The organism is Shinella zoogloeoides (assembly GCF_030733845.1).
GTDB lineage: Bacteria > Pseudomonadota > Alphaproteobacteria > Rhizobiales > Rhizobiaceae > Shinella > Shinella zoogloeoides_C.
Genome location: NZ_CP132311.1, coordinates 2,163,832 through 2,187,232 on the forward strand (window position 1 = coordinate 2,163,832; position 23,401 = coordinate 2,187,232).

At 65.2% G+C, this 23,401-nt stretch carries 22 protein-coding genes and 1 riboswitch; of the genes, 12 read left to right on the plus strand and 10 right to left on the minus strand.

Features of this window, described 5'->3' with window-relative positions; translation table 11 throughout:
* Window positions 1-69: 69 nt before the first annotated feature.
* On the minus strand, window positions 70-1,653 hold the full coding sequence (locus Q9316_RS11760) for an amino acid permease (protein WP_306031800.1): 1,584 nt from the start codon (window positions 1,651-1,653) through the stop codon (window positions 70-72).
* A 118-nt stretch (window positions 1,654-1,771) separates the two neighbouring features.
* Window positions 1,772-2,533 carry an N-formylglutamate amidohydrolase gene (locus Q9316_RS11765; protein WP_306035284.1) on the minus strand — a complete coding sequence of 254 codons (762 nt, stop codon included), beginning with the start codon at window positions 2,531-2,533 and terminating at the stop codon, window positions 1,772-1,774.
* A 189-nt stretch (window positions 2,534-2,722) separates the two neighbouring features.
* Here Q9316_RS11765 and Q9316_RS11770 point away from each other — a divergent pair, with 189 nt between their 5' ends.
* From Q9316_RS11770 to Q9316_RS11795, 6 genes are all read left to right on the plus strand, one after another.
* Window positions 2,723-3,601: a MurR/RpiR family transcriptional regulator gene (locus tag Q9316_RS11770; protein ID WP_371878004.1), complete on the plus strand. Its 879-nt coding sequence runs from the start codon at window positions 2,723-2,725 to the stop codon at window positions 3,599-3,601.
* A gap of 101 nt (window positions 3,602-3,702) precedes the next feature.
* The gene (locus tag Q9316_RS11775; RefSeq protein WP_306031802.1) at window positions 3,703-4,809 is read left to right on the plus strand and encodes an ABC transporter substrate-binding protein; all 1,107 of its coding nucleotides are present in this window, start codon (window positions 3,703-3,705) and stop codon (window positions 4,807-4,809) included.
* An 84-nt stretch (window positions 4,810-4,893) separates the two neighbouring features.
* On the plus strand, window positions 4,894-5,784 hold the full coding sequence (locus tag Q9316_RS11780) for an ABC transporter permease (RefSeq protein ID WP_306031803.1): 891 nt from the start codon (window positions 4,894-4,896) through the stop codon (window positions 5,782-5,784).
* Window positions 5,781-6,563, plus strand: a complete 783-nt coding sequence (locus Q9316_RS11785) for an ABC transporter permease (RefSeq protein ID WP_306031804.1) — start codon at window positions 5,781-5,783, stop codon at window positions 6,561-6,563. The genes Q9316_RS11780 and Q9316_RS11785 overlap by 4 nt, the downstream gene beginning before the upstream one ends.
* A gap of 8 nt (window positions 6,564-6,571) precedes the next feature.
* Entirely contained in the window at window positions 6,572-7,633 is a 1,062-nt protein-coding gene (locus tag Q9316_RS11790) for an ABC transporter ATP-binding protein (RefSeq protein ID WP_306031805.1), read from the plus strand.
* Window positions 7,634-7,742: 109 nt separating this feature from the next.
* Window positions 7,743-7,891: riboswitch (FMN riboswitch) on the plus strand.
* Between the two features lie 93 nt (window positions 7,892-7,984).
* Window positions 7,985-8,461, plus strand: coding sequence for a 6,7-dimethyl-8-ribityllumazine synthase (locus Q9316_RS11795; protein WP_306031806.1), 477 nt, complete (start codon window positions 7,985-7,987; stop codon window positions 8,459-8,461).
* Window positions 8,462-8,713: 252 nt separating this feature from the next.
* Here the strand turns inward: Q9316_RS11795 and Q9316_RS11800 are convergent, their stop codons facing one another.
* A complete protein-coding gene (locus Q9316_RS11800; RefSeq protein WP_306031807.1) occupies window positions 8,714-9,511 on the minus strand; it encodes a helix-turn-helix transcriptional regulator in 798 nt (265 codons plus the stop codon).
* Window positions 9,512-9,708: 197 nt separating this feature from the next.
* Between Q9316_RS11800 and Q9316_RS11805 the strand changes: the two genes are divergently transcribed.
* The 5 genes from Q9316_RS11805 to Q9316_RS11825 all read left to right on the plus strand — a co-directional run bounded on the left by Q9316_RS11805 (window position 9,709) and on the right by Q9316_RS11825 (window position 14,645).
* A complete protein-coding gene (locus tag Q9316_RS11805; protein ID WP_306031808.1) occupies window positions 9,709-10,788 on the plus strand; it encodes an ABC transporter ATP-binding protein in 1,080 nt (359 codons plus the stop codon).
* 37 nt (window positions 10,789-10,825) lie between these two features.
* A complete protein-coding gene (locus tag Q9316_RS11810) occupies window positions 10,826-11,989 on the plus strand; it encodes a polyamine ABC transporter substrate-binding protein (protein ID WP_306031809.1) in 1,164 nt (387 codons plus the stop codon).
* Between the two features lie 203 nt (window positions 11,990-12,192).
* Window positions 12,193-13,059 carry an ABC transporter permease gene (locus Q9316_RS11815; protein ID WP_306031810.1) on the plus strand — a complete coding sequence of 289 codons (867 nt, stop codon included), beginning with the start codon at window positions 12,193-12,195 and terminating at the stop codon, window positions 13,057-13,059.
* On the plus strand, window positions 13,059-13,880 hold the full coding sequence (locus tag Q9316_RS11820; RefSeq protein ID WP_306031811.1) for an ABC transporter permease: 822 nt from the start codon (window positions 13,059-13,061) through the stop codon (window positions 13,878-13,880). The genes Q9316_RS11815 and Q9316_RS11820 overlap by 1 nt, the downstream gene beginning before the upstream one ends.
* 3 nt (window positions 13,881-13,883) lie before the next feature.
* Window positions 13,884-14,645: an SDR family NAD(P)-dependent oxidoreductase gene (locus tag Q9316_RS11825; protein ID WP_306031812.1), complete on the plus strand. Its 762-nt coding sequence runs from the start codon at window positions 13,884-13,886 to the stop codon at window positions 14,643-14,645.
* A 1-nt stretch (window position 14,646) separates the two neighbouring features.
* Here Q9316_RS11825 and Q9316_RS11830 read toward each other — a convergent pair whose 3' ends face one another.
* Window positions 14,647-15,363: a L,D-transpeptidase gene (locus Q9316_RS11830; protein WP_306031813.1), complete on the minus strand. Its 717-nt coding sequence runs from the start codon at window positions 15,361-15,363 to the stop codon at window positions 14,647-14,649.
* Window positions 15,364-15,524: 161 nt separating this feature from the next.
* Between Q9316_RS11830 and Q9316_RS11835 the strand changes: the two genes are divergently transcribed.
* Window positions 15,525-16,124, plus strand: coding sequence for a YdeI/OmpD-associated family protein (locus tag Q9316_RS11835; protein WP_306031814.1), 600 nt, complete (start codon window positions 15,525-15,527; stop codon window positions 16,122-16,124).
* A gap of 16 nt (window positions 16,125-16,140) precedes the next feature.
* Here Q9316_RS11835 and Q9316_RS11840 read toward each other — a convergent pair whose 3' ends face one another.
* From Q9316_RS11840 to Q9316_RS11865, 6 genes are all read right to left on the minus strand, one after another.
* Window positions 16,141-17,166, minus strand: coding sequence for a glycoside hydrolase family 25 protein (locus Q9316_RS11840; protein WP_306031815.1), 1,026 nt, complete (start codon window positions 17,164-17,166; stop codon window positions 16,141-16,143).
* A 138-nt stretch (window positions 17,167-17,304) separates the two neighbouring features.
* A complete protein-coding gene (locus tag Q9316_RS11845; protein WP_306031816.1) occupies window positions 17,305-17,877 on the minus strand; it encodes a helix-turn-helix domain-containing protein in 573 nt (190 codons plus the stop codon).
* 8 nt (window positions 17,878-17,885) lie between these two features.
* On the minus strand, window positions 17,886-19,553 hold the full coding sequence (locus Q9316_RS11850) for a urocanate hydratase (protein ID WP_306031817.1): 1,668 nt from the start codon (window positions 19,551-19,553) through the stop codon (window positions 17,886-17,888).
* A 99-nt stretch (window positions 19,554-19,652) separates the two neighbouring features.
* Window positions 19,653-20,744, minus strand: coding sequence for a DUF917 domain-containing protein (locus tag Q9316_RS11855; RefSeq protein ID WP_306031818.1), 1,092 nt, complete (start codon window positions 20,742-20,744; stop codon window positions 19,653-19,655).
* Window positions 20,744-22,021 (minus strand): Zn-dependent hydrolase, encoded by a 1,278-nt coding sequence (locus tag Q9316_RS11860; RefSeq protein WP_306031819.1) that lies wholly within the window; start codon window positions 22,019-22,021, stop codon window positions 20,744-20,746. The genes Q9316_RS11855 and Q9316_RS11860 overlap by 1 nt, the downstream gene beginning before the upstream one ends.
* Window positions 22,021-23,400 (minus strand): dihydroorotase, encoded by a 1,380-nt coding sequence (locus tag Q9316_RS11865; RefSeq protein WP_306031820.1) that lies wholly within the window; start codon window positions 23,398-23,400, stop codon window positions 22,021-22,023. The genes Q9316_RS11860 and Q9316_RS11865 overlap by 1 nt, the downstream gene beginning before the upstream one ends.
* Between the last annotated feature and the right edge of the window lies 1 nt (window position 23,401).

Sequence of the window (23,401 nt, forward strand, 5' to 3'; positions counted from 1 at the left end):
CAATCGCCGCGCGTCGGTCGGAAAATAGAAGCAGGGGCCGCGCACGCGGCCCCCCGCGCTGTGACGTGATCAGACTTGGCCGACGGCCTTTTCGGCGGCGGCGATCTCGGCCTGGCGGCGCGCGACCTCGTCGCCGATCGGCGGTCCCTTGAAGCGGCGGCTTTCAAGGCCGAACCAGATGATCGCGGTCAGGACGAGGAAGCCGACGGTAATGTAGAGCGCCCAGTCGTTCGGCGGCTGGATGCCGAGAACGAAGATCAGCACCATCGCGATGATCGACAGGATCGCGAAGAGCTTGAAGACGCCCTCGCCGAGGTTCCACGGCCCCATCTTGTCCCACTTCGACGTGCCCCAGGCAAAGAGGCCGAGCGCGATCGGGATCGCGAAGGAGAAGAACAGGAAGATGACCGTGCACGAGACGACGACGGTATAGACCGGCGTCTCGCCGATCGAGACGAGCGAGGACCCCCAGACGAAGAGCACGGCGAGGATGGAACCCGTCCAGATCGCGGAAACCGGCGTGCGGTAGGTCGGGCTGACCTTCGACAGGCCGCGCGAGAACGGCAGGCCGCCGTCACGCGAGAAGGCGAAGATCATGCGCGATACCGACGTGACGGTCGCAAGGCCGCAGAGCCACTGGGCGATCAGGACGAGGAAATAGATGACATCCTTCACGACCGGATGCACCTGCGTGTCCATGGCCCAGAAGAAGACGTTCCAGCCCTGGGCCGCCGCTGCTGTCATGCCGTCGGTGGTCGTGCCGTCGGCATTGGTCACCGAGGTCGGGATCATGAGCACGAAGGAGCACAGCATGATGTAGCCGAACAGCGCCGACCAGAGCACGGAGGAGACCATGCCGCGCGGCACGGAATGCGCCGCCTTGACCGTCTCTTCCGACGTGTGCGCCGAGGCGTCGTAGCCGGTGATCGTATAGATCGGCAGGAGAAGGCCGAGCAGGAACACCCAGGTGCCGGAATTTTCCGGCCAGACGTTTCCGCCGGCCTCGCCCGAGAAGTTCGAGAAGGTGAAGAGGCGGGCGATGTCGTAGCTGTCTGCGGCGACGAGGCAGACGATGGCGAGCGCGATGGACGTCGCAAAGATGAGGTAGCCTGAGAAGTCCGTTAGCTTCGCCGTCAGCCCGATGCCCATGTGGTTCACGAGCGCCTGCGCGCCGGTGATGATCGCCAGGAAGATGATGCGGGTGGTGGTCGTGTCTTCCAGGCCGAAATACGGCGTGCCGAACGATCCCATGAAGAAGTAGTAGGTGCCGACATTGATGGCGCCGAGCACGGTGACCAGGCCGAGCAGGTTGAACCAGGCGGTCAGCCAGCCGGTGAAGCGGTTGCCGAGGATCGAGCCCCAGTGATAGAGGCCGCCCGCCGTCGGATAGGCGGAACTGATCTGCGCCATGGCGACGGCGAAGACGAGCGAGATGAAGCAGCCGACCGGCCAGCCGATGCCGATCGCCGCGCCCCCTGCCCCCGATGTCGCCTGCGCCAGCGAGTTGATGCCGCCGGACAGGATGCAAATGATGGAGAAGGAGACCGCGAAGTTCGAGAACTGGCTCATCCGCCGCTCGAGTTCCTGCGCGTATCCCATCGAGTGCAGAACCTGCATATCCTCGTGTTTATCGTTATCTGAATAATCTGACATGTTTTTCCCCTGTATCGACCGGTCCCTGGCGGAATTGCCGAGGGGCCGCCTGTGTCTGAGGCCCATGAAATGCATGGGATATGCGCCGCGGGCATGCCATTCTCTGGTCTTCTTCTGATCAGGCGACGGGAAGGCTCCTTGAGAGCAGTCCCGCCAGATAGCCGGCCACGACCTCCTGGCCGACTTCGTCTCGAATGAGGTCGTTGCGGACCTCGATCATCACATTGGGCACGCCGTTGGAAAGGCCGTGCTCCCTGAGCGTATGCGTCACGCCGTCCTCGGGGCCGTAGGGCTCGTTGCGGCGGGCGTCGTAGCGCCCGTCCGCGTCCGCCTCGGCCAGCATGGCATCGGCAAGGCGCGTGTCGGCATCGTGCAGGATGCCGATCTCCACCGCGCGCTGCCGGCCGAAATAGACCGGCGTGAAACTGTGCATCGTCACGATGACAGGCGTCCGCCCCGCGGCGATCCGCTCCCGGACGAGGCGCGAAAGCATCTCCCGGAACGGCAGGTAGAGCGCCTCGGTGCGGGCATCGCGCGCGGCCTGGTCGAGCCCCGCATTGCCGGGAACGTCGAAGACCTCGCTCTTTTCCGGCATGGCGGCCGGCGAATCGGGGGGACGGTTGCAATCGTAGACAAGACGCGAAAAGCGCTGGTAGAGCAGCGTCGCGTCGAGGCTTTCGGCCATCAGGCGCGAGACGGCGAGCGCGCCGGGATCCCAGGCGATGTGGCTTGCCAGCGCCTCTTCGGAAAGGCCGAGCGTGCCGAGCGAGGCCGGCAGAAGGCGCGAAGCGTGCTCGCAGACCAGGATGACCTGTCCACGGGCGACGGCATTCTCCAGGGCGACGGGGTCGCCCTCCTCTCCAGTCAGAATTCCCATCAGCCTGATCCCCTCGACCGGCTTTTATCATTAATGAAAAGAATTCTTCACAGTTTTGCCGGTGTCAACGGGGTGTTGAAAAAATCTCTTCAAAAAATCATTTGACTCGAATTGTGACAGCGATGTTTAATTTTCAAAACTCCGGCAAAGACCGGAGCGCAGGGGAACAATTTGACGCTCAACCAAGCATCCATGACGGTGTCGGATGTGATCCATGCCCACTTCGATGCGCTGACGCGCGCCGAACGGCAATTGGCCACATCGCTGCTCGACAACTATCCCGTCTCCGGCCTCGGCTCGATCACGACGGTCGCTGAGAACGCCGGCGTGTCGACGCCGACGGTTGCGCGCATGGTGCAGAAACTCGGTTTCCGCGGCTTTCCGGATTTCCAGACCCGCCTGCATCACGAGCTGGAAGCGACCCTATCGAGCCCGATCAGCAAGCACGACCGCTGGGCGGCCAACGCGCCGGGCACGCATATCCTCAACCGCTTCGCCGATGCGATCATGAACAACCTGCGCCAGACGCTCGCGCAGGTGGAGACAGCCGAGTTCGACGGCGCGAGTGCCCTTCTCGCCGACCGGCAGCGCAGCATCTACATCATCGGCGGGCGCATCACCAAGGCGCTCGCCGACTATCTCTTCACCCATCTCCAGGTCATCCGGCCGAACGTCACGCAGATCGCTTCCAATCCGAGTTCATGGCCGCACTATGTGCTCAACATGAAGGCGGGCGACGTGCTCGTGATCTTCGACATCCGCCGCTACGAGCAGGAGATGGAGACGCTCGGGCGCGTGGCGCACGAGCGCGGCGTGAAGATCGTGCTCTTCACCGACCAGTGGGCCTCGCCCGTCGCGAAAGTCGCGGCGAGGGTCTTCCGGGTCCATATCGAGGCGCCGTCGGCCTGGGATTCGTCCGTCGTGACGCTGTTCATCGTCGAGGCCCTGATCGAAGCCGTCCAGAGTTCGGGCTGGGAGGAGACCAGCGGCCGAATGAAGACGCTGGAGGGCCTTTTCGAGGCCAGCCGGCTTTTTCGCAAACCCAGGCCGGAGGCATCCGGCAAGTCATGACAGTCACATAAGAAAAACCGAAACAAAACTGTCACATAAGCTTCATGCGCCGCCAGTATCAGCTTCGCCGAAGTTGACTGACACACAAAAGGAGAACACCCGTGATGTCACAGACGAGACGCCTGCTTTCGCTCTCCACCGCAATGGTGGTCGCCACCACGTCCCTCGCCTTCGCCGAACCGAGCGCCGAGCTCATCGAAGCGGCGAAGAAGGAAGGCATGCTGACGACGATCGCCCTGCCGCATGACTGGTGCGGTTACGGCGAGGTCATCGCATCGTTCAAGGCGAAGTACCCGGAAATCCAGGTCAACGAACTGAACCCGGATGCCGGCTCGGCCGACGAAATCGAGGCCATCAAGGCCAACAAGGACAACAAGGGCCCGCAGTCGCCCGACGTGATCGACGTCGGTCTCGCCTTCGGTCCGTCCGCCAAGGCTGAGGGCCTGCTGCAGCCGTACAAGGTCTCCACCTGGGACGAAATCCCGGACACCATCAAGGACGCCGAAGGCTACTGGTACGGCGACTACTACGGCGTGATGTCCTTCCTCGTGAACAAGGACCTCGTGGCCAATTCGCCGAAGGACTGGGCTGACCTTCTGAAGCCGGAATATGCCGGCCAGGTCGCGCTGGCAGGCGACCCGCGCGCCTCCAACCAGGCGATCCTCGGCGTTCTCGCCGCAGGCCTTGCCAAGGATGCCAAGTCCGGCAAGGAAGCCGGCGAAGCGGGTCTTGCCTACTTTGCCGAGCTGAACAAGGCCGGCAACTTCGTTCCGGTCATCGGCAAGTCCGGCACGCTGGCGCAGGGCTCGACCCCGATCGTGGTCGCCTGGGACTACAATGCCCTCGGCTGGGCCAAGACCCTCAACGGCAACCCGCCGACCGAGGTCATCGTTCCGGAGAAGGGCGTTCTCGCCGGCGTTTACGTTCAGGGCATCTCGGCCTACGCGCCGCACCCGAACGCCGCCAAGCTGTGGATGGAACACCTCTATTCCGACGAAGGCCAGCTCGGCTGGTTGAAGGGCTATTGCCATCCGGCGCGCTTCAACGCCATGGTCAAGGCAGGCAAGGTTCCGCAGGAGCTGATCGACGCCCTGCCGCCGGCAGCATCCTATGAAAAGGCCTACTTCCCGACGCTCGAGGAAGTCGATGCCAACAAGGCTGCCGTCACCGGCGCATGGGACAGCGTCGTCGGCGCGAACGTGCAGTAAACGCATCCTTCGTCGCTCCGGCCAACCGGCCGGGGCGGCGATCGCGGTATGCCGATGACGGCAACCACATCCGGGGTTTTCTTGATGTCCTCTGACAGTCCAGCCGCCAGCCAGCCGACGCGGGCGCCCTTTCGCCTCCCGCTGCACTGGCTAGGGGCAGCGCCTTTCGCGATCTTCGTCCTGCTGTTTCTGATCATGCCGACGATGCGCATCGTCATCGGCGCCTTCCAGACGCCCGACGGCAGCTTCACGCTGGACAATATCCGCGGGCTGTTCACCACGTCGATCATGTCGGCCTACTGGATCTCGATCAAGATCTCCATCGCCTCCGCCCTACTCGGCTGCCTGATCGGCTTTGCGGTAGCCGCCGCGGCGGTGCTCGGCGGGTTGCCAAAATGGATCCGCGGCCCGCTGCTGACCTTCTCCGGCGTCGCCTCCAATTTCGCGGGCGTCCCGCTCGCCTTCGCCTTCCTCGCCACCCTCGGCCCCGTCGGCCTCCTCACGGTGTTCCTGAAGACCCAGGTCGGCATCGACCTGCGCGCGCTCGGCTTCAACATCCTGTCCTTCTGGGGCCTGACGGTCACCTACCTGTTCTTCCAGATCCCGCTGATGATCCTCATCATCACGCCCGCGCTCGACGGCCTGAAGCGCGAATGGCGCGAGGCAGCCCAGATCCTCGGCGCGACGAACGGCCAATACTGGCGCATGGTCGCCTTCCCGATCCTGCTGCCGTCCTTCCTTGGCACGTTCGCGCTTCTCTTCGCCAACGCCTTCGGCGCCGTCGCCACCGCCATCGCGCTGACGGGCTCCTCCCTCTCCATCGCACCGATCCTGCTCTTCGCGCAGATCCGCGGCGACGTGCTGGGCAATCCGCATCTCGGCTATGCGCTCGCCTTCGGCATGATCGTCATAACGGGCATTGCCAACACGATTTACATCTGGCTTCGCGCCCGCAGCGAAAGGTGGCTGAAATGAAGAAGTTCTGGGCCTGGGGCGCCCTCATCTTCGGGCTGCTCTACTTCATCCTGCCGCTTCTCGGCATGACCAACTTCTCGCTGAAGATGCGCCGCGGCGTCTATTCGCTGGATGCCTATGCGGTCGTGCTCGGCGATCCGCGCTTCCAGGAGACCTTCACCTATTCCATCCTGATGGCGCTCGCGACCATCGTCTTCGGCGTGCTGCTGGTGGTGCCGACAGCCTACTGGGTGCGCCTGAAGCTGCCGGGCCTGCGCCCCTATGTCGAGTTCGTCACGCTGCTGCCGCTGGTCATCCCGGCCATCGTCATCGTCTTCGGCTATATCCGGCTCTACAACACGTCGAGCTGGCTGCCGCTGACCGGCTCGGTCACCGGCACGAACATCCTGCTGATGTTCGGCTATGCCACGCTCGCGCTGCCCTACATGTACCGCTCGGTGGACACGGGCCTGCGCGCGATCGACATCGCAACTCTGACCGAAGCCGCCCAGAGCCTCGGCGCCGGGTGGACGACGATCCTCGCCCGCATCATCCTGCCCAACGTGCTTGTCGCGGTGCTCTCGGGCGCCTTCCTGACCTTCGCCATCGTCATCGGCGAGTTCACGATGGCCGCCCTTCTCAACCGTCCGGCCTTCGGTCCCTACATGCAGTTGCTCGGCGCCAACCGCGCCTATGAGCCGGCGGCTCTTGCGGTGATGTCCTTCGCCTTGACCTGGGGTTGCCTCGGCCTGATCCAGCTTGTTTCCCGCTTCCAGAAGGGCGCGCAAAGCCCCGCCTGAGGATTTTCATGAGCTTTCTGACACTCTCCAGCATCCAGAAGTCCTTCGGGCCCGTCCAGGTCGTGAAAGACTTCAACATGTCGATCGAGAAGGGCGAATTCGTTTCCTTCCTCGGGCCGTCCGGCTGCGGCAAGACCACCGTCCTGCGCATGATCGCCGGCTTCGAGACGCCCTCGGGCGGCACGATCGCCATCGACGGCAAGAGCCAGGCGAACCTTCGGCCCAACCAGCGCAACATCGGCATGGTCTTTCAGGCCTATGCGCTGTTCCCGAACATGAACGTTGCCGAGAACGTCGCCTTCGGCCTCAAGGTCGCCGGCCGGCCGAAGGCCGAGATCGACGCGCGCGTCAAGGAAATGCTCGGCCTCATCAAGCTCGACCATCTCGCAGACCGCTACCCCTACCAGATGTCCGGCGGCCAGCAGCAGCGCGTCGCGCTCGCCCGCGCGCTCGCCCCCAAGCCGCAGGTGCTGCTGCTCGACGAACCGCTCTCGGCCCTCGACGCTAAGATCCGCGTGTCGCTGCGCGAGGAAATCCGGCAGATCCAGCAGCAGCTCGGCATCACCACCGTCTTCGTCACGCATGACCAGGAAGAGGCGCTGTCGATCTCCGACCGCATCGTCGTCATGAATGCCGGCAAGGCTGACCAGATCGGCGCGCCCGCCGAGATCTACAACCGCCCGGCCACCCGCTTCGTCGCCAACTTCGTCGGCACCTTGAACCTCGTCGAGGCCAAGGTGGTCGATCCCGCGTCGAACCGCGTCTCGATCGGCGATCAGGGTGTGACATTGCGCGAGCCGATCGGCAACGCGAAGGCCGGCGACACGATCTCGCTGGCGCTGCGCCCGGAGGCCGGCTCCATCGCGCCCGACGCCAAGGGCGACACGGCGCTTTCCGGCGAGGTCGTCTCCTCGAACTTCCTCGGCTCGGTCATCCGCACCCGCATGAAGGTCGGCGGCAGCATCATCTCCTTCGACATGTTCAACAGCCCCGGCCTCGTGCCGCCGGCCGTCGGCGAGACGGTGACGCTGCGCTTCACAGCCGGCGACCTGCTGGTCATCCGCGACTGACGCGAAAGGCCATTCCAGGCCTCGGCCGGGGCTTGGAAAAATCTGTCGTGAATCGCGCGCTTTCCGTCGCCTGCGGATTTGATCTCAGCGCTGCGCCCGGCTAATCTCCGCTTGTTCTCAGGGCGGGGTGAAATTCCCCACCGGCGGTATCCGGAGCAATCCGGGAGCCCGCGAGCGCCCTCCCGCCAAACGGAGGGGTCAGCAGATCCGGTGCGATGCCGGAGCCGACGGTCATAGTCCGGATGGAAGAGAGCAAGCAGAAGGCACCGGCCGCAAGGCTGGTTTCAGCTTTCCTGCGTGTTCGCCCAAGGGACCCGTTGCAAAATGGCTCAACCCTTGAAAGGCCTAAACATGAATGCGAATGCCACTCCCTCCGCCCGTATCGCCGTCATCCGTGCCCGCTGGCACGCCGGCATCGTCGACCAGGCGGTCACCTCTTTCATCGCCGAATGGCAACAACTCGGCGGCCGCTCCGAAGACATCGACGTGATCGATGTGCCGGGCGCGCTCGAAATCCCGCTGCAGGCCCAGCTTCTGGCAAGGACCGGCCGCTACGCGGCCATCCTCGGCGTCGCGCTCGTCGTCGACGGCGGCATCTATCGCCACGATTTCGTCGCCGGCACCGTGGTCGATGCCATCGTGCGCGTCGGGCTCGACACCGACGTACCTGTCCTGTCGGCCGTACTGACCCCGCACAATTTCCAGGAATCGGAAGCGCATATCGCCTTCTTCCGCGACCATTTCGTCGTCAAGGGCAAGGAAGCCGCCAACGCCGCCCGCCAGATCATTGACGCAAGGGCTCAGGTCGCGCTGGCATCGGTCGGTTGAATCTGCATCTCAAGGACCGGAATCGATCCATAAGGATATAGCGGCAATCCGTTGAAAAGACTCCGAAAGCCCGGCAGCGATGCCGGGTCTTTCTTCTTCCGCACACCCTCTCCTCCGTCATCCTCGGGCTTGACCCGAGGATCCACCCACACGGCAGACGGGAGAGGTTGGGACATGGATCCTCGGGTCAAGCCCGAGGATGACGGAGGGTGGGGCGAGGTCCTCCTGTCACCGACACTCCTGCCGGCCCACCTACCCCTGCAAATTCTTCAGATAGATCGACAGCAGCTGGATCTGCGAGGAGATGCCGAGCTTGCGGTAGACGTTGCGGCGATGGACCTTCACCGTGCCGGTGGAGATGTCGAGCCGCAGCCCGATCGACTCGGACGAATGCCCCTGCAGCACCAGTTCGATGATCGACGCCTCGCGGTCGGTGAGGTTGAGCTTGCGCCAGACCTTGTCCGCCGCGCTCACCGGCTCGCTGCGCCGGCCCCGCCCCTGCGCCGTCTCGGCAAAGCGCCCGGCAAGTCCGCCCCAGGCGCGGCGCACGAAGGCGGAGACGAAGGGCTCGGCATCCTTGAGCAACAAAAACTCCGGTGCGGGAAAGATGCCCGTCTTCTCCCGGCGCATCAGCGAGACCACCACCGTCACGCCATCCGACGTCGGCACGAAGAAGCCGAGCTCTTCGGCAAGCCGCGTCTGTGAATAGTAGCTGCGGAAATATTCGCTGGAGAAGAACCGGTCGGGCGCGAGCTCGCGCATGCGCAAGACCCCTGCCCGGCCGGCGCGCGTCGTGTGGTAGAACGGGTCGAGCAGATAGGGCCCGGCCTGATACATCGTCACGAAGACATGGTAGTCATCCGCAGCGAACGTGCTGAACAGATCGATGGGCCGTGCCTTGTCGCGATAGGCGAATATGACCATATCGTCGAAGCGCACGAGCGCGCGCATCATCGCAAGCAGGCTCTCTCCGGTCTTGACGTCCGAGCTCTCAGGCGCGCCGGTCCAGTCGGCGAGCGTCCTGAAAAGTGCCGTGAAATCGACCCGCATGACGCTGCTGCTCCCCCGGATTTCCTGCGGCAGCCGGCTTTTGCTCCCGCTGGGATATACTCCTTCCATAGCCTGTTTACGGATAAAATACCTCTCTCGGGGTATATACCACCCACCGGCGGCTGACTAGCATTCCTCCCGACGGTGGCCAAGGCGGCAGAGATCGCCAAGAGACCAAACAACCGCAGGGAACAGACGTGACATCCGCCCCAACGAACGACATCGAGTTCCGTTCGGTGACCAAGCGCTATGGCGCGGTGACCGCGGTCTCCGACATCAATCTCGCGGTTCCGAAAGGCGCTTTCGTCGCCCTTCTCGGCCCCTCGGGCTGCGGCAAGACGACCTGCCTTCGCATGATCGGCGGCTTCGAGCAGCCGAGTGACGGCGAGGTGCTGATAGCAGGCAAGGTGGCCAACGGCGTGCCGGCCTATCGCCGCCCGGTCAACATGGTGTTCCAGCAATATGCGCTGTTCCCGCATTTCGACGTGGAGAGCAATGTCGCCTACGGCCTGAAGCAGCTTCGGCCGCGGCTGCCGGCGGCGGAGATCGCCCGCCGCGTCGGCGAGGCGCTGGACATGGTGCGCCTTTCAGGCTTTGCAAAACGCCGCATCCACGAAATGTCCGGCGGCCAGCAGCAGCGCGTGGCGCTGGCCCGCGCCTTAGTCAACAAGCCCTCCGTCCTGCTGCTCGACGAGCCGCTCGCCGCCCTCGACAAGAAGCTGCGCACCGCCATGCAGATCGAGTTGCAGACGCTCCAGCGCGACCTCGGCATCACCTTCGTGCTCGTCACCCACGACCAGGAGGAGGCGCTGTCGATGAGCGACCTCGTCTGCGTGATGAGCGCCGGCCGCATCCGCCAGCTTGCCACGCCGCAGGAGGTCTACGACCGTCCCGCCGATCTCTTCGTCGCCGATTTCGTCGGCAAGACGAACCGTTTCGACGGCATGCTGGAAGCAGGCGGCACCGTGCGCCTCGGCAACGGCTCGGCACTCGCCTCCCCGCGCGGCGATCTCGCGCCGGGCGCCGTCACCGTGGCGCTGCGCCCCGAAGCGATCCGCCTTTCGCGCGTCGGTAGCGGGACGGCGACGCTGGAGGGCACGGTCACGCACCGCATCTTCCTCGGCTCGGCCGCGGAATATTCCGTCGCCGTCGACGGGCTCGGGGACATCCTCGTCACCGCCGAACGCCACAGCCAATCCAATAACGACCTCGTCGCGCCGGGCGAGCGGGTCGCCATAAGCTTCGATCCCGGTCAAACGCATATCTTTCCGGCCTGAGGGGAAACAGGCCTCACAACAACAAGGGAACAGCGTGATGTCGAAATGGTTCAGAGAGAATAGCCCGATCAGTGCCCATGACCTGACGGAAGAATTCATGCGCTTGAAGCGTGGCTCGGTCACCCGCCGCCACTTCCTCGGCGTTACCGGCCTCGGCCTCGCCGCCGCCGTGCTCGCCCGCCAGCCCGGCCTCTTCACTTCGGAAGCCTATGCGCAGGAAGACCTCGGCTCGACCATGTCGCTCGCCACCTGGCCGAACTACCACGATCCCGCGAGCTTCGAGGCTTTCACCGCCGCGACCGGCGTCGCCGTCGAGGTGAACGTCTTCGGCTCGAACGAGGAGATGCTCGCCAAGCTTCAGGCCGGCGGCACCGGCTGGGACCTCTTCGTGCCCACCAACTACACGATCTCCACCTATGCCGGCCTCGGGCTGATCGATCCGCTCGATGTTTCCAAAGTGCCGAATTTCGACCCGAAGACCCAGAACACCCGCTTCACCAACGAAGGCACGGTGGACGGCAAGGTCTATGCACTGCCGAAGAACTGGGGCACGACGGGCATCGCCTTCAATTCCGACAAGGTGAAGTCGAAGGTGACGAGCTGGAAGGAGTTCTTCGAGGTCGCCATGACCGAGGCGGACGGCCGTGCCATGGTGCACGACTACCAGCTCACCACCATCGGCAACGCCCTCGTCTCGCTCGGCTTTTCCTTCAACTCGGTCAAGCCCGAGGAGCTGGCGAAGGCCGAGGAACTGCTGATCAAGGTCAAGCCGCACCTCTATGCCATCAACAGCGACTACCAGCCGTCCATGCGCGCCACCGATGCCTGGATGACCATGTGCTGGACGAACGACGGCGCACAGCTCAACCGCGACATCCCGGAAATCCAGTTCGTGCTCGGCTCCGACGGCGGCGAGATCTGGTCGGATTTCTACGCGATCCCCAAGAGCGCCGCCAACAAGCCGGCCGGCTACGCCCTGCTCAACTTCCTGATGGACCCGCAGAACGCGGTGAAGGAGCACGTCGCCAACGGCGCGCCGACCACCGACAGCCGCGTCATCTCCCTGCTGCCGGCCGAAATCACCGGCAACAAGATCGTCTACCCGGACGAGGCCGCCCTGACCCCGCTCGAATTCGGCGCGGCCGTGACGCTGACCGACCCGGCCCGCGCGGAGCTGATGGCGCGGTTCAAGTCGGCGTAATACCCCCCTCTGCCCTGCCGGCCATCTCCCCCTCAAGTGGGGAGATCAGCAGGGGGCGGGAACCCTGCTTCATCATCGACGCTGGAGATGGGCGGAGCATCGCCACATCCAATCTCCCCCCTTGAGGGGGAGATGGCCGGCAGGCCAGAGGGGGGCGCCACACCCACCTCTCCCGGTCCACTATTCGCAAGAGGACAAACGCAATGCCCCTGACGATGACGACGAAAAGACGGCTGGTGACGACGGCGCTGCTGGCGCCCGCGTCCCTCTGGCTGTTCGTCTTCCTCGTGCTGCCCTTCATCGCCATGTTGGTCTTTTCCGTCGGCGAGCGCGGACCGGCGGGCGGCTATCAGGCGGCGTTCACCTTCGCGCAATACGCCAACCTGCCGGCCCGTTCCGCCGCCTACTGGAACACGCTGATGCTGGCGCCGGCGGGCGCCTTCCTCTGCCTGCTGGTCGCCTATCCGACCGCCTATTACCTCGCCGTCAAGGCAAGCCCACGCCACCGGCTGCTACTTGTCTCGCTGGTCGTGGTGCCCTTCTGGACGAGCCTTCTCGTGCGCACCTATGCCTGGATGTACATCCTCGGCTCGCGCGGCATCCCGAGCCTCCTCGACATGATCGGCATTGCGGACGTACGCCTGCTCAACACGCCGGGCGCCGTGCTGCTCGGCATCGTCTACGGCTACCTGCCGCTGATGATCATGCCGATCTATGTCAGCCTCGAAAAGCTCGACCGCCGTCTGCTCGAAGCCTCGGCCGATCTCGGCGCGAAGCCGGTCTCGACCTTCTTCTCGGTCACCCTGCCGCTCTCGCTGCCGGGCGTCATGACGGGCGTCGCGCTCGTCACCATCCTGCTGCTCGGCGAATATCTCATCCCGCAGCTTCTCGGGGGCGGCAAGGTGTTCTTCATCGGCAACGCGCTGGTCGATCTCTTCCTGCAATCGCGCAACTGGCCGTTCGGCTCGGCCATCGCCGTTACGCTGGTCGCCATTGTCGTGGTGGTGCTAATGGTCGCCATGCGCATCGCCTGGCGCATTTCCGGCACGAGACAGGTGGACCTCGTCTGATGCGCGCCCTGATCACCGCCGTCTATCTCTTCCTCTACGCGCCGATCGCGCTGGTCGTGCTGTTCTCCTTCAATGCGGGACGCAGTGCCAGCGAGTTCACCGGCTTCTCGACGCAATGGTACGGCAAGGCGCTCGCCAATCCGTTCCTCGTCACGGCGCTGCAGAACAGCCTGATCATCGCCGTCGTCAGCGCCACACTCGCCGCCGTCTTTGGCACCATGGCCGCCCTCGGCCTCGAACGGCTAGGCGCGCGCACCCGCGCCGTCTTCGACGGCCTGCTCGCCGCCGCCATCGTCGTGCCGGGCGTCGTCATCGGCATCGCGACGCTGGTCGCGCTGGTCGCCGTCTTCGGCATCGTCAATCCGGCCATCGCCGGCCTCTGGCCGGGCGACAAGCCGCCGCAGCTCGGCCTCGGCTACGGCTCGATCATCGCCGCGCACGGCCTCTTCACCATGGCGCTCGTAACCATGATCGTGAAGGCACGCATCGCCACGCTCGGGCGCGACATCGTCGAGGCCTCCGCCGATCTCTACGCGACGCCGCTCACCACCTTCCGCGATATCGTGCTGCCGCAGATCCTGCCCTCGGTGCTGGCCGGGTTCCTGCTCGCCTTCACCTTCTCCTTCGACGATTTCATCGTGGCCTTCTTCGTCGCGGGCTCGAAGACGACGCTGCCGATCTACGTCTTCGCCTCCATCCGCCGCGGCGTGACGCCGGAGGTCAACGCCATCGCGACCATGGTGCTCGTCGCCTCGCTGCTGCTAATCCTCATTGCCCGCCTGCTGATGCGGGAAAAGACGAAATCCCCTGCCGGAGAATAACCGATGATCCTGAAGAACCGCGTCGCCATCGTCACCGGAGCAGGCTCCGGCATCGGCCGGGCGGGTGCGCGCATCATGGCGCGCGAGGGCGCGACTGTGTGCGTCGCCGATCTCGACGAGACGCGGGCGGGCGAGACCGTCGATTTCATCCGCGCCGACGGCGGCAAGGCGGAGGCCGTCATCGTCGACGTCACCGACGACGTGGAACTGAAGATGGCGGTGGCCGCGGTGCTTTCCCGCCACGGGCGCATCGACATCCTGCACAACCACGCCGGCGCGCAGGTCGCAGGCGATCTTGAAAACGTGCCGCTCGACGGGCTGGACCTGTCCTGGAACCTCAATGTGCGCGCCCATCTGATGGCCGCCCGCCTCGTCATGCCGGCCATGCGGGCGCAGGGCAAGGGCGTCATCCTCAACACCGCCTCCTCCTCCGGCGTGCTCTACGACCGCGAGATGATCGCCTACACGACCACGAAGCATGCGGTCATCGCCATGACGCGGCAGATGGCCGGCGACTATGCCGGGCTCGGCATCCGCGTCAACGCGCTCTGCCCCGGCTGGGTCGATACGCCCTTCAACGCGCCCTTCATCGAGCAGATGGGCGGGCGCGGGGCGATCGAGGCCTATATCAGGGAGAAGGTGCCCATGGGGCGATGGGCGGATGTGGAGGAGATCGCCGAACCGATCCTCTTCCTCGTCTCCGACCGGTCAAGCTACATGACCGGCCAGATCCTCGTGGTCGACGGCGGGGAGACCGTGGTCTAGCTCAAACAGACGGCGACATCGCCCCCTGATGCACCACGATGCGCGCGTGATAGGGCACGCGCTTGTAGAGATCGAGCACATCCTGGTTGATGAGCCGCACGCAGCCCGAGGAGGTCGCCTTGCCGATCGACTTCCAGTCCGGCGAGCCGTGCAGGCGGTAGAGCGTGTCCTTGCCGTTCTGGAAGATATAGAGCGCCCGCGCGCCGAGCGGGTTCTTTATACCCGGCTCCATGCCGCCGTTCTCGACGGAGTATTTCGCAAGGCTCGGCGTGCGCGCGATCATGTCCGCCGGCACCTTCCAGCGCGGCCAGGGCTGGCGCCAGTGGATGATGCCCTCGCCTTCCCAGGCAAAGCCTTCGCGGCCGATGCCGACGCCGTAGCGCATCGCCGTGCCGCCCGGCTCCACGACATAGAGGAAGCGGCCGGGCGTATCGACGACCACCGTGCCAGGCGTCTCGCCGGTCGGATCCTTCACGCGCTGGCGGTAGTATTTCGGATCGATTTCCCTGTAGGGAATGGCCGGAATGAGATGGCCGCCATCTTCCACCGCGGCATAGCGCACCGCCAGTTCATCGTCCGTTGCCGGCACGATCGGATAGCTGACCTTCTGGGGAACCGGTGCATTCTTGACCGAAGTCTCCGTGGTTGCGCATCCCGCGAGCGTCGCGGCGGCGCCAAGGAAAAAGGCTCTGCGCGACAATGTGCACACCGTAGGCATTCTCGATACTACTCCATGGAAAAACCGTTGAGGCCGATGGCTAGCCAAAGCGCAAGCAGGCTGGCAAGAAGCAGGAGCATCACATCTTCGGCATCGGCCACGCGTTCTTTCCGACAGATGCAAAGCAGTCACGCCCGGCCCGATATCCGGAGGAAAACACGATGGCGCCTGTGGAAATCGACCCCGCCCATGTCCGCGAATTTCCCGATCAGGAAACCTTCTACCGCTGGCTCGGCGAGAACCACGACCGTGCGCCCGAGGTCTGGATCAAGGTCCACAAACGCGGCTCGGGCCTTGCGTCCATCACGCCGGAAGAGGCGATCGAGGTGGTGCTCTGCTGGGGCTGGATCGATGGCATCCGCAAGGGGCTGGACGAGAAGAGCTTTTTCCAGCGCTACAGTCCGCGCGGACGCAAGAGCGTGTGGAGCAAGAAGAACGTCGAGACGGTCGGACGGCTGGTCGAGGACGGCCGGATGACCGCGCACGGAATGAAGCATGTCGAGGCCGCCAAGGTGGATGGCCGCTGGGACAAGGCCTATGGCAGCGGCAAGGACCTGGCGATACCGCCCGACCTTCAGGCCGCCATCGACGCGGAGCCGGCGGCGAAGGACATGCTCGGCAGGCTGACGGAGCAGAACCGCTTCGCCCTTGCCTTCCGCATCCACAACCTCAAGACGGAAGCTGCCCGCAAGCGCAGGATCGACGCCTTCGTGGAGATGCTGAAGCGCGGCGAAACGATCTACCCGCAAAAGCGGAAATAAACCGCCTCTCGCGCGCTCAGGACTGGCCGTTCAGCCAGTTGTGCCAGTCGTTGACGCTGCCCGAGAAGACATTGAGGTCGATCTTGCCGTCGACGCCGTGCGACAGGCCCGATCCCGAATACTGCCAGAACAGCCAGCGGCGGTTCGGATAGCGCTTGGAGGGATGGGCGGCGACGGAGCGCAGCCAGAACGGATGGTTCTTGAGTTCACCCGAAAGGTTGTCTGCATAGAAGTCTGGCGCCGTATAGATGATCGGCCGCTTGCCGTAGTGGCGTTCCAGCATATCGGAGAAGACCTGAATCTTCTCGACATACTGTGCGCGCGTCAGCCGCTTTTTGCAGCTCGATTCGCCGTTGTATTCGGCGTCGATGACCGGCGGCAGCGCATCGGGATCCTTCGGCACGTTGCGGATGAACCATTCGGCCTGCGAGCTTGCGACGCGGCACCAGTAGAAGAAATGGTAGGCGCCCCGCCTGATGCCCGCCTCCTTGGCCCGACGCCAGTTCTTCTGGAACATCGGGTCGAGATGGTCGCCGCCGTCGGTCGCCTTGATGAAAGCGAAGTTGGCGCCCTGCGTGCGCAGCTTCATCCAGTCGATGTCGCCCTGCCAGCGCGAGACGTCGACGCCGTGCACCTGGTAGTGCTTCGGCGCGCGCTTGCCGAAATTGATGGGGTGGGCATCGCGGAACCGCTGGCTGTAGACGCGAGAGCCCTTGCGCGAACGGCCTTCCGTCAACGGCTCATCCCCGATCACCGCCTCGGCGGGACGGTCTGCCGGGATCGCCGCCTTCTTGGCCACGCTTTCGAAAACCTGGGTTTCCGGCACCGGCCCGGCCCAGGCGAGCATTTCCTGCGCATCGTCCGCCTTCACCTGGCTTTGGCCGACCGCGACTTCGGGAACCGGGCCGCCGCCCTTGGTGACCGAACTCGTCGTCTCGCGCGATGGCTTGATCGCAAGGACGGTTTCCGGGCTCGAGCTCGAGGCGCACCCAACGAGGGAAGCGCAACCGAGGAGGACCGCTGTAAGGACCGAAAGACGCATAGGCACTCGCACGCAAAACTAACCGAAGCCCCGCCCTTTCGACACATGGACGGAATTACTAACGGAAGATTACCGCGAAATGTTAAATGCAAAGTTTACGGCCGACCTCGACATTTCAGGTAGTTAGGCTCGGCGAGTTCATGTTCCTTGACGATTGCCATCAAGGAACGCCCGTCCGCGCGGCGAAAGCCGGTAGCCGGCGGCAAGGCTTTCCGTCAGCCCCAAATCCTTGAGCTGCCTGATCTTTCGCTTGAGCACCAGCTTCTCCACGCCGAGCCGTTCCGCCATCTCGGTGGCGGTGTGCCCGTCCCTTTCGGCGATCAGGGAAAGAACGGCGCGGGTCCAGGGCTTCGTGCGGTCGAGCCGCGCAAGCTGCCCTTCGAGGGCAGCGGTTTCGGCCGCATCGAGCGTATCGTTTTCGCGCAGTTTTTCCCGCGGATCCTCGCCCGCGACATGAAAGGCGATGCGGTACAGCGAACCCTCCGGCCGAAGGTCGCGCTCCAGCGCCGCGCGGGAGGCATAGCCGGCCGCGCGGATGTCGGTGTTGGAAATGGCTTCAAGCGGAAGGGTCTCGACGCTGTCAATGGCAAGAACGCCCACGGCGGTCCGCAAGGTGCCGCCGGCCCGGACGGTCGGCCTGGTCCACCGCCGAAAGGCGACCGTCACCGCGCCGCTCGCGATCCCTTCAAGCACTTTCGCCTTGAACAGCATTCCGCCTCTCAAGCATTGCCGATCTTCACGTAGCCGATGCCCTTCTTCTCGATCTCGTCGAACGAATCCTCGTAGCCCGCATCCGCATAGCGGATGACGCCGAGCGACGTGTCGTTCGTCAGAGCGTGCTCCAGCCGCTCCGCGCCGTCAGCCGTGCCGTCGGCGACCAGCGTCACGCCGCAGCTCGTCATGTAGCCTGCATAGCCGCCGCCGCCGGAATGGACGACGACGAGATCGGCCATGGAGGAGGAAAGCAGCATGGCGTCGAGCAGCGGCCAATCGGCGATGGCGTCCGAGCCGTCCTTCATGCGCTCCGTCATGATGTTGGGATGCGCCATCGCGCCGGCATCGAGATGGTCGCGCGAAAAGGCGATCGGCCCGTTCAGCTCGCCCGCCGCGACCAGCTTGTTGACCGCCAGCGCCAGCGCCGTGCGCTCGCCATGGCCGAGCCAGGCGATGCGTGCCGGCAGGCCCTCGAACGGCACATTCTCGCGCGCAAGCCGGATCCAGTTGGTGACGATGCGGTTGTCGGGGAACATCTCCAGCACGAGATCGTCGATGCGGGCGATGTCGCTCTCTTCGCCCGACAGCGCCATCCAGCGGAACGGGCCGATGGCGCGCGCGAAGAGCGGCCGCAGATAGGCCTCGGTGAAGATCGGGATGTCGAAGGCATTGTCGACGCCGCCTTCCCGCGCCTGGGTGCGGATGAGGTTGCCGTTGTCGAAGACTTCCGAACCCCTTTTCTGGAACTCCAGCATGGCCGAGACATGCTCGACGATGGAGGCGCGGCTCGCCGCCATCAACTGCCCCTGCCCGTCGTCGCGCAGGCCCTTCACCTGATCGAGGCTCATGCCCTTCGGCACGTAGCCGTAGACGAGGTCGTGCGCCGACGTCTGGTCGGTGACGATGTCGGGCACGATGCCGCGCCGGGCGATCTCCGGGTAGATTTCCGCCGCGTTGCCGACAAGGCCGATCGAGGTGGCGCGCTTTTCGTTCACCGCCTCATCGATCATCGAAAGCGCCGTATCGAGGTCCGGAGCGACATGTTCGAGATAGCCGACGGCCTTGCGGGCCGCCGCGCGCGCCGGGTCGATATCGACGCAGAGGATCGCCGCGCCCGCCATACGGCCGGCAAGCGGCTGCGCACCACCCATGCCGCCAAGGCCGGCGGTCAGGATGAAGCGGCCGGCAAGGCTGCCATCGAAGCGCTTTTCCGCGATGCGCATGAAGATTTCATAGGTGCCCTGGATGACGCCCTGGCTGCCGATATACTGCCAGGCACCGGCCGTCAGCCCGCCCCAGCAGATCAGCCCCTTGCGCTGGAGCTCGTAGAACACCTCAGCCTTCGCCCACTGCCCGACGATGTTGCAGTTCGCCATGATGACCAGCGGCGCCTTCGCATGGGTCTTGAGCAGGCCGACCGGCTTGCCGGACTGGATGACCAGCGTCTGGTCCTCGTCCATCTCCGTGAGCGCCTTGACGATGGCTTTGTGCGCCGCCCAGTTGCGCGCCGCCTTGCCGAGCGCGGCATAGACGATGAGATTGTCCGGGTCCTCGCCGACCGACAGCACGTTTTCCAGCAGGCGCAGCAACGCCTCCTGCCGCCAGCCTTTTGCGCGCAGCACCGGGCCGCTCGGGATCGGGTAGTTCGGGTGACGCGGGTTCGGTCTGGGCATGGTCGTCTCCTGTTCGTTTCGCGGGGCGCTGCCCCTCATCCGCCTGCCGGCACCTTCTCCCCGCAAGCGGGGAGAAGGTTAGGGTGAGGGGCAACGCACTTAGCTGCCAAGCGCATACCGCGCCAGCTCGATCCCCATCGCCTTTTCCACGGACGGATAGACCGTCGGGTCGAGCACGCTGGAGGCGAGCGGAATGATCGTCTTGGGGACGTGCAGCACGAAGATCTTCATGCCGACTTCGAGCTGGCCGACGCTGAGCGGTTCGCCCTCCGGCGAGAGCGTGGTGATGACGTCGGGGAACGTGGCAAGGCGCCTGCCGTCTGCCGATTCCACCGCCATATATTCGTTCATGACATGCAGCACCGTCGCGCTGTCGCCCGTGCCGAGCGTCACCGTGCCGATGTCGAAGGCTTCCTTGGTATAGACCACCGACTTGTCGGTGATCGTGCCCTCGGAAAGGATCGAGCCGCCGGTCGTCTCGACGATGGCGTCGATGATCGCCGAACCGCCCCTGCCCTCGGCCGCGATGATCGCCTCGCCGAGCTTCAACGCGAGCGAGATGCCGCCGAGCGCCGCATTCTTGCGCACATAGCAGGCGCGCAGCGGGTTGCGGCAGGAGGCGATGAAGCCGCCGGACATGTCGGACGCCGTGCGCAGGATCGGCGAGACCTTCGCGGTCGCGCCGCGCACCACAAGCTCGATATAGCGGTTCTCCTCGCGGTTTCCGCCGACGGCCGTCTGGATCATCTGCTCGGGCGAGCCCGCCATGCCGATCGAACCCATGTCGCCGGTCGGATGCGCGCGCATGTCGCCGACGGCATCCAGCACCTTGGTGCCGAGGATGGCCGACGGCAGCCAGCCGTTCAGCGTCGAGGACTTGCCGTTCTGCCCCACCATCAGCGCGGCGACCTTCTCGCCCAGCGCCTCCTGCAGAAGCTCCACCGCCTTCACATAGTCGACGCCGCGCATTTCCCAGGGCGTGGTCGAGGCCGGCGCGCCGATGGCCGCCGCCGTCGCCACCCAGTCGTCATCGGAAAGCTCGTCGATGGAGACCAGCTCCGGCTTGCCGATAGAGACCGCGGCATAGCCGAGCATGCGGCCATGGTCCGCCCAGCCGCCGCCGCCGGCCGCATAGACCGAGCCGCCCTTGACCGCGGCCTCGACGTCTTTTTCCTTTAGAATCCGGCCCATCAGGCGCCCTCCTGAATCACTTTTTGAAGTTTTCCGTCGAGTTGAATCACTGCGCTGAGAAGCACCGCCGCGCCGAGTGCGATGTCGTCCGTCTCGGCGAACTCTTCCGGCGCATGGCTGCGCCCGCCAAGGCACGGCACGAAGATCATCGCCGCCCGCGTCACCTTGGCCATGAAGGCCGTGTCGTGTCCGGCACCGGAGGCCATACGACGGTGACTCGCGCCCGCCGTCTCGCAGGCGGCGTCCAGCACGTCGAGCAGCAGCGCATCACCCGGCGTCGGCATGTTGTCGGAGATGCGGCGCGGCGGCGCGATGACGGTTCCCGTCTCGCGCGCGGTCTGCTCCGCCAGTTGCTCCACGGAGGCGGCGAAGACATCCATGGTCGTGCGCTCTTCCGCCCGCGCATCGATCAGCAGGCGCGCGCGGGAGGGAACCACATTGGCGGCGTTCGGCTCGATGGAGAACTCGCCCACCGTCGCGGTGAAATGCCCCGCCCCTTCGGAAAACGATTTCGCCAGCGCCTCGATGCCCGTCACCAGCCGCGCCGCGGCGGCGAGCGCATCGGCCCGATTTCCCATCGGCGTCGTGCCGGCATGATCGGCCCGGCCCTCGACGACGATCTCGATGCGCGTGATCCCGGCGATTGCAGTCACAACGCCGATGTCGCGCTTTTCCGTCTCCAGCACCGGCCCCTGCTCGATATGCAGTTCGAGGAAGGCCGCGATATCCTTGCGCGCCTCGGCGGCAATACGCGCGGGATCGCCGCCCGCGTCGCGAATGCCCTGTTCCAGCGTCAGGCCGCCGCTCTCGCGCGTCAGCCATTCCTGCGGCAAAACGCCGGCCATGCCGCGGCTGCCGATGCAGGAGACGCCGAAGATCGACACTTCCTCAGCAAGGAAATCGACCACTTCGAGATCGTGATCGAGTTCGATGCCCTGGTCCGACAGCGCGCGCGCCACCTCCAGCGCCACCGCGACGCCGGCAATGCCGTCGTAGCGACCGCCGTCCGGCACTGTGTCGGAATGCGAGCCGAGCATGATCGTGCCGAGGCCCGGCTTCCGGCCCGGCCGCCGGGCGACGAGATTGCCCGCCGCGTCGATGCGCGTCTCGAGCCCCGCGGCCTGAAACCTGTCGCGGAGAAAATCCCGCCCCGCCGGGAATTGAGCGGTGAAGGCACGCCGCGTATAGGGCCGGCCCGGCTCGGTGAGCCCGGCGAGCCCGTCGATCACATCCCCGATACGGGCGGGATCGACCGGCAGGTTGCTTGCGCGGGCCATCAGCGCGCACCGGCGCAAACGAGCGTCGGCAACGGCCGCACGAAGGCGCCGGTGCCCGGCTCGGCAAGCACGTCCTTGCCGTCGAAAGCGAGCTTTCCGCGCAGCCAGGTCGCCGAGACGCGCCACGGCAGGCGAATGCCCTGATAGGGCGACCAGCCGACGACGTTGTGGCCGCTTTCCGCAGCGTCGTAGGTGTAGGGCTCAGGCGTCAGCACGGTGATGTCGGCATCCTTGCCGACCTCCAGCGCGCCCTTGACGTGATCCAGCCGGAAGTGGCGGGCGGGATTCAGTGTCATCAGCTCGGCGGCGCGCGTCAGCGGAATGCCGCGCTCCAGCGCGCCCTTGACGAAGAGCGGCACCATGACCTCCAGCCCCGGCACGCCCGATGCATTGGCCAGCATGTCCGGATTGGTCTTGCGGTCCTCCGACCAGCTTACATGGTCGGTGGAAACCAGCGTGACATTGCCCTCGGCGACATGCCGCCAGAGCTTTTCCACCTCGGCGCGCGGGCGGATCGGCGGATTGATCTTCGCCTTGCCGCCGAGCCGCGCGACGTCGTTCTCCTCGTCGAGCGTCAGGTAGTGGATGCAGCATTCGATGGTCGCGCGAAAACCCTGCGCCCGGTAGGCGCTCGCGATCTCGTAGCCACGGCCGAGCGAGCAATGCACCACATGCGCCGGGCACCCGGTCTGCGCGCCCGTCTCGTAGATCTGGTTGGAGGCGAGCAGTTCCGTCAGCGGCGGGCGCGACAGGCCGTGCGCGCGGTAATCCGTGATGCCGGCGGCCTTCACCTTGGCTATCGCCGCGCGCACCGCCTCGTCGTCCTCGTTGTGCACGCCGGCCGTCAGCCCGGTCGGCGCGATGGCGCGGAAGCAATCCTCCAGCAGCGCGGCGGGAATGCGCGGAAAACGCTTCGGGTCCGTGCCGAAGGTGGAGAACTTGAAGGCCGCGACGCCCGCCTCGACCATCTCGCCGATGCGCGCCGGCCCCTCCTCCGGGTCGACCGTGCCGTAGAGCGCGAAATCGACGCGCGCCTGCGGCGAAGCGTGGTCGACCTTGCGCTTCACGGCTTCCGCCGATGAGACGAGATTGCCCTCGTCATAGGGCATGTCGACGATGGTCGTCACGCCGCCGGCCGCGGCCGAGCGCGTCGACCAGAGGAAATCCTCCTGGTTCTTCTGCGACAGGGAATGGACCTGCGCATCGATGGCGCCCGGCAGGATCAGTGCGCCGGAAAGGTCGTGCCGTTCCCTGGCGGCCGGCATCACGCCCTGCCCGACATGCACCACCTTGCCGTCCCGAACCACGACATGGCCGCCTTCGACGATGCGGTCCGCAAGGACCACTGTGCCTTTGAGAACGAGATCGAAATCGGCCATT

Bases quoted from the DNA above. Each gene is read 5' to 3' on its own strand.
- Q9316_RS11855 (WP_306031818.1), bottom strand. From the start codon at position 20,744: ATGGGCCGGATTCTAAAGGAAAAAGACGTCGAGGCCGCGGTCAAGGGC.
- Q9316_RS11840 (WP_306031815.1), bottom strand. From the start codon at position 17,166: ATGCGTCTTTCGGTCCTTACAGCGGTCCTCCTCGGTTGCGCTTCCCTC.
- Q9316_RS11830 (WP_306031813.1), bottom strand. From the start codon at position 15,363: ATGCCTACGGTGTGCACATTGTCGCGCAGAGCCTTTTTCCTTGGCGCC.
- Q9316_RS11850 (WP_306031817.1), bottom strand. From the start codon at position 19,553: ATGCCCAGACCGAACCCGCGTCACCCGAACTACCCGATCCCGAGCGGC.
- Q9316_RS11800 (WP_306031807.1), bottom strand. From the start codon at position 9,511: ATGCGGGTCGATTTCACGGCACTTTTCAGGACGCTCGCCGACTGGACC.
- Q9316_RS11810 (WP_306031809.1), top strand. From the start codon at position 10,826: ATGTCGAAATGGTTCAGAGAGAATAGCCCGATCAGTGCCCATGACCTG.
- Q9316_RS11770 (WP_371878004.1), top strand. From the start codon at position 2,723: ATGACGGTGTCGGATGTGATCCATGCCCACTTCGATGCGCTGACGCGC.
- Q9316_RS11865 (WP_306031820.1), bottom strand. From the start codon at position 23,400: ATGGCCGATTTCGATCTCGTTCTCAAAGGCACAGTGGTCCTTGCGGAC.
- Q9316_RS11820 (WP_306031811.1), top strand. From the start codon at position 13,059: ATGCGCGCCCTGATCACCGCCGTCTATCTCTTCCTCTACGCGCCGATC.
- Q9316_RS11815 (WP_306031810.1), top strand. From the start codon at position 12,193: ATGCCCCTGACGATGACGACGAAAAGACGGCTGGTGACGACGGCGCTG.
- Q9316_RS11760 (WP_306031800.1), bottom strand. From the start codon at position 1,653: ATGTCAGATTATTCAGATAACGATAAACACGAGGATATGCAGGTTCTG.
- Q9316_RS11785 (WP_306031804.1), top strand. From the start codon at position 5,781: ATGAAGAAGTTCTGGGCCTGGGGCGCCCTCATCTTCGGGCTGCTCTAC.
- Q9316_RS11825 (WP_306031812.1), top strand. From the start codon at position 13,884: ATGATCCTGAAGAACCGCGTCGCCATCGTCACCGGAGCAGGCTCCGGC.
- Q9316_RS11795 (WP_306031806.1), top strand. From the start codon at position 7,985: ATGAATGCGAATGCCACTCCCTCCGCCCGTATCGCCGTCATCCGTGCC.
- Q9316_RS11780 (WP_306031803.1), top strand. From the start codon at position 4,894: ATGTCCTCTGACAGTCCAGCCGCCAGCCAGCCGACGCGGGCGCCCTTT.
- Q9316_RS11835 (WP_306031814.1), top strand. From the start codon at position 15,525: ATGGCGCCTGTGGAAATCGACCCCGCCCATGTCCGCGAATTTCCCGAT.
- Q9316_RS11845 (WP_306031816.1), bottom strand. From the start codon at position 17,877: ATGCTGTTCAAGGCGAAAGTGCTTGAAGGGATCGCGAGCGGCGCGGTG.
- Q9316_RS11860 (WP_306031819.1), bottom strand. From the start codon at position 22,021: ATGGCCCGCGCAAGCAACCTGCCGGTCGATCCCGCCCGTATCGGGGAT.
- Q9316_RS11790 (WP_306031805.1), top strand. From the start codon at position 6,572: ATGAGCTTTCTGACACTCTCCAGCATCCAGAAGTCCTTCGGGCCCGTC.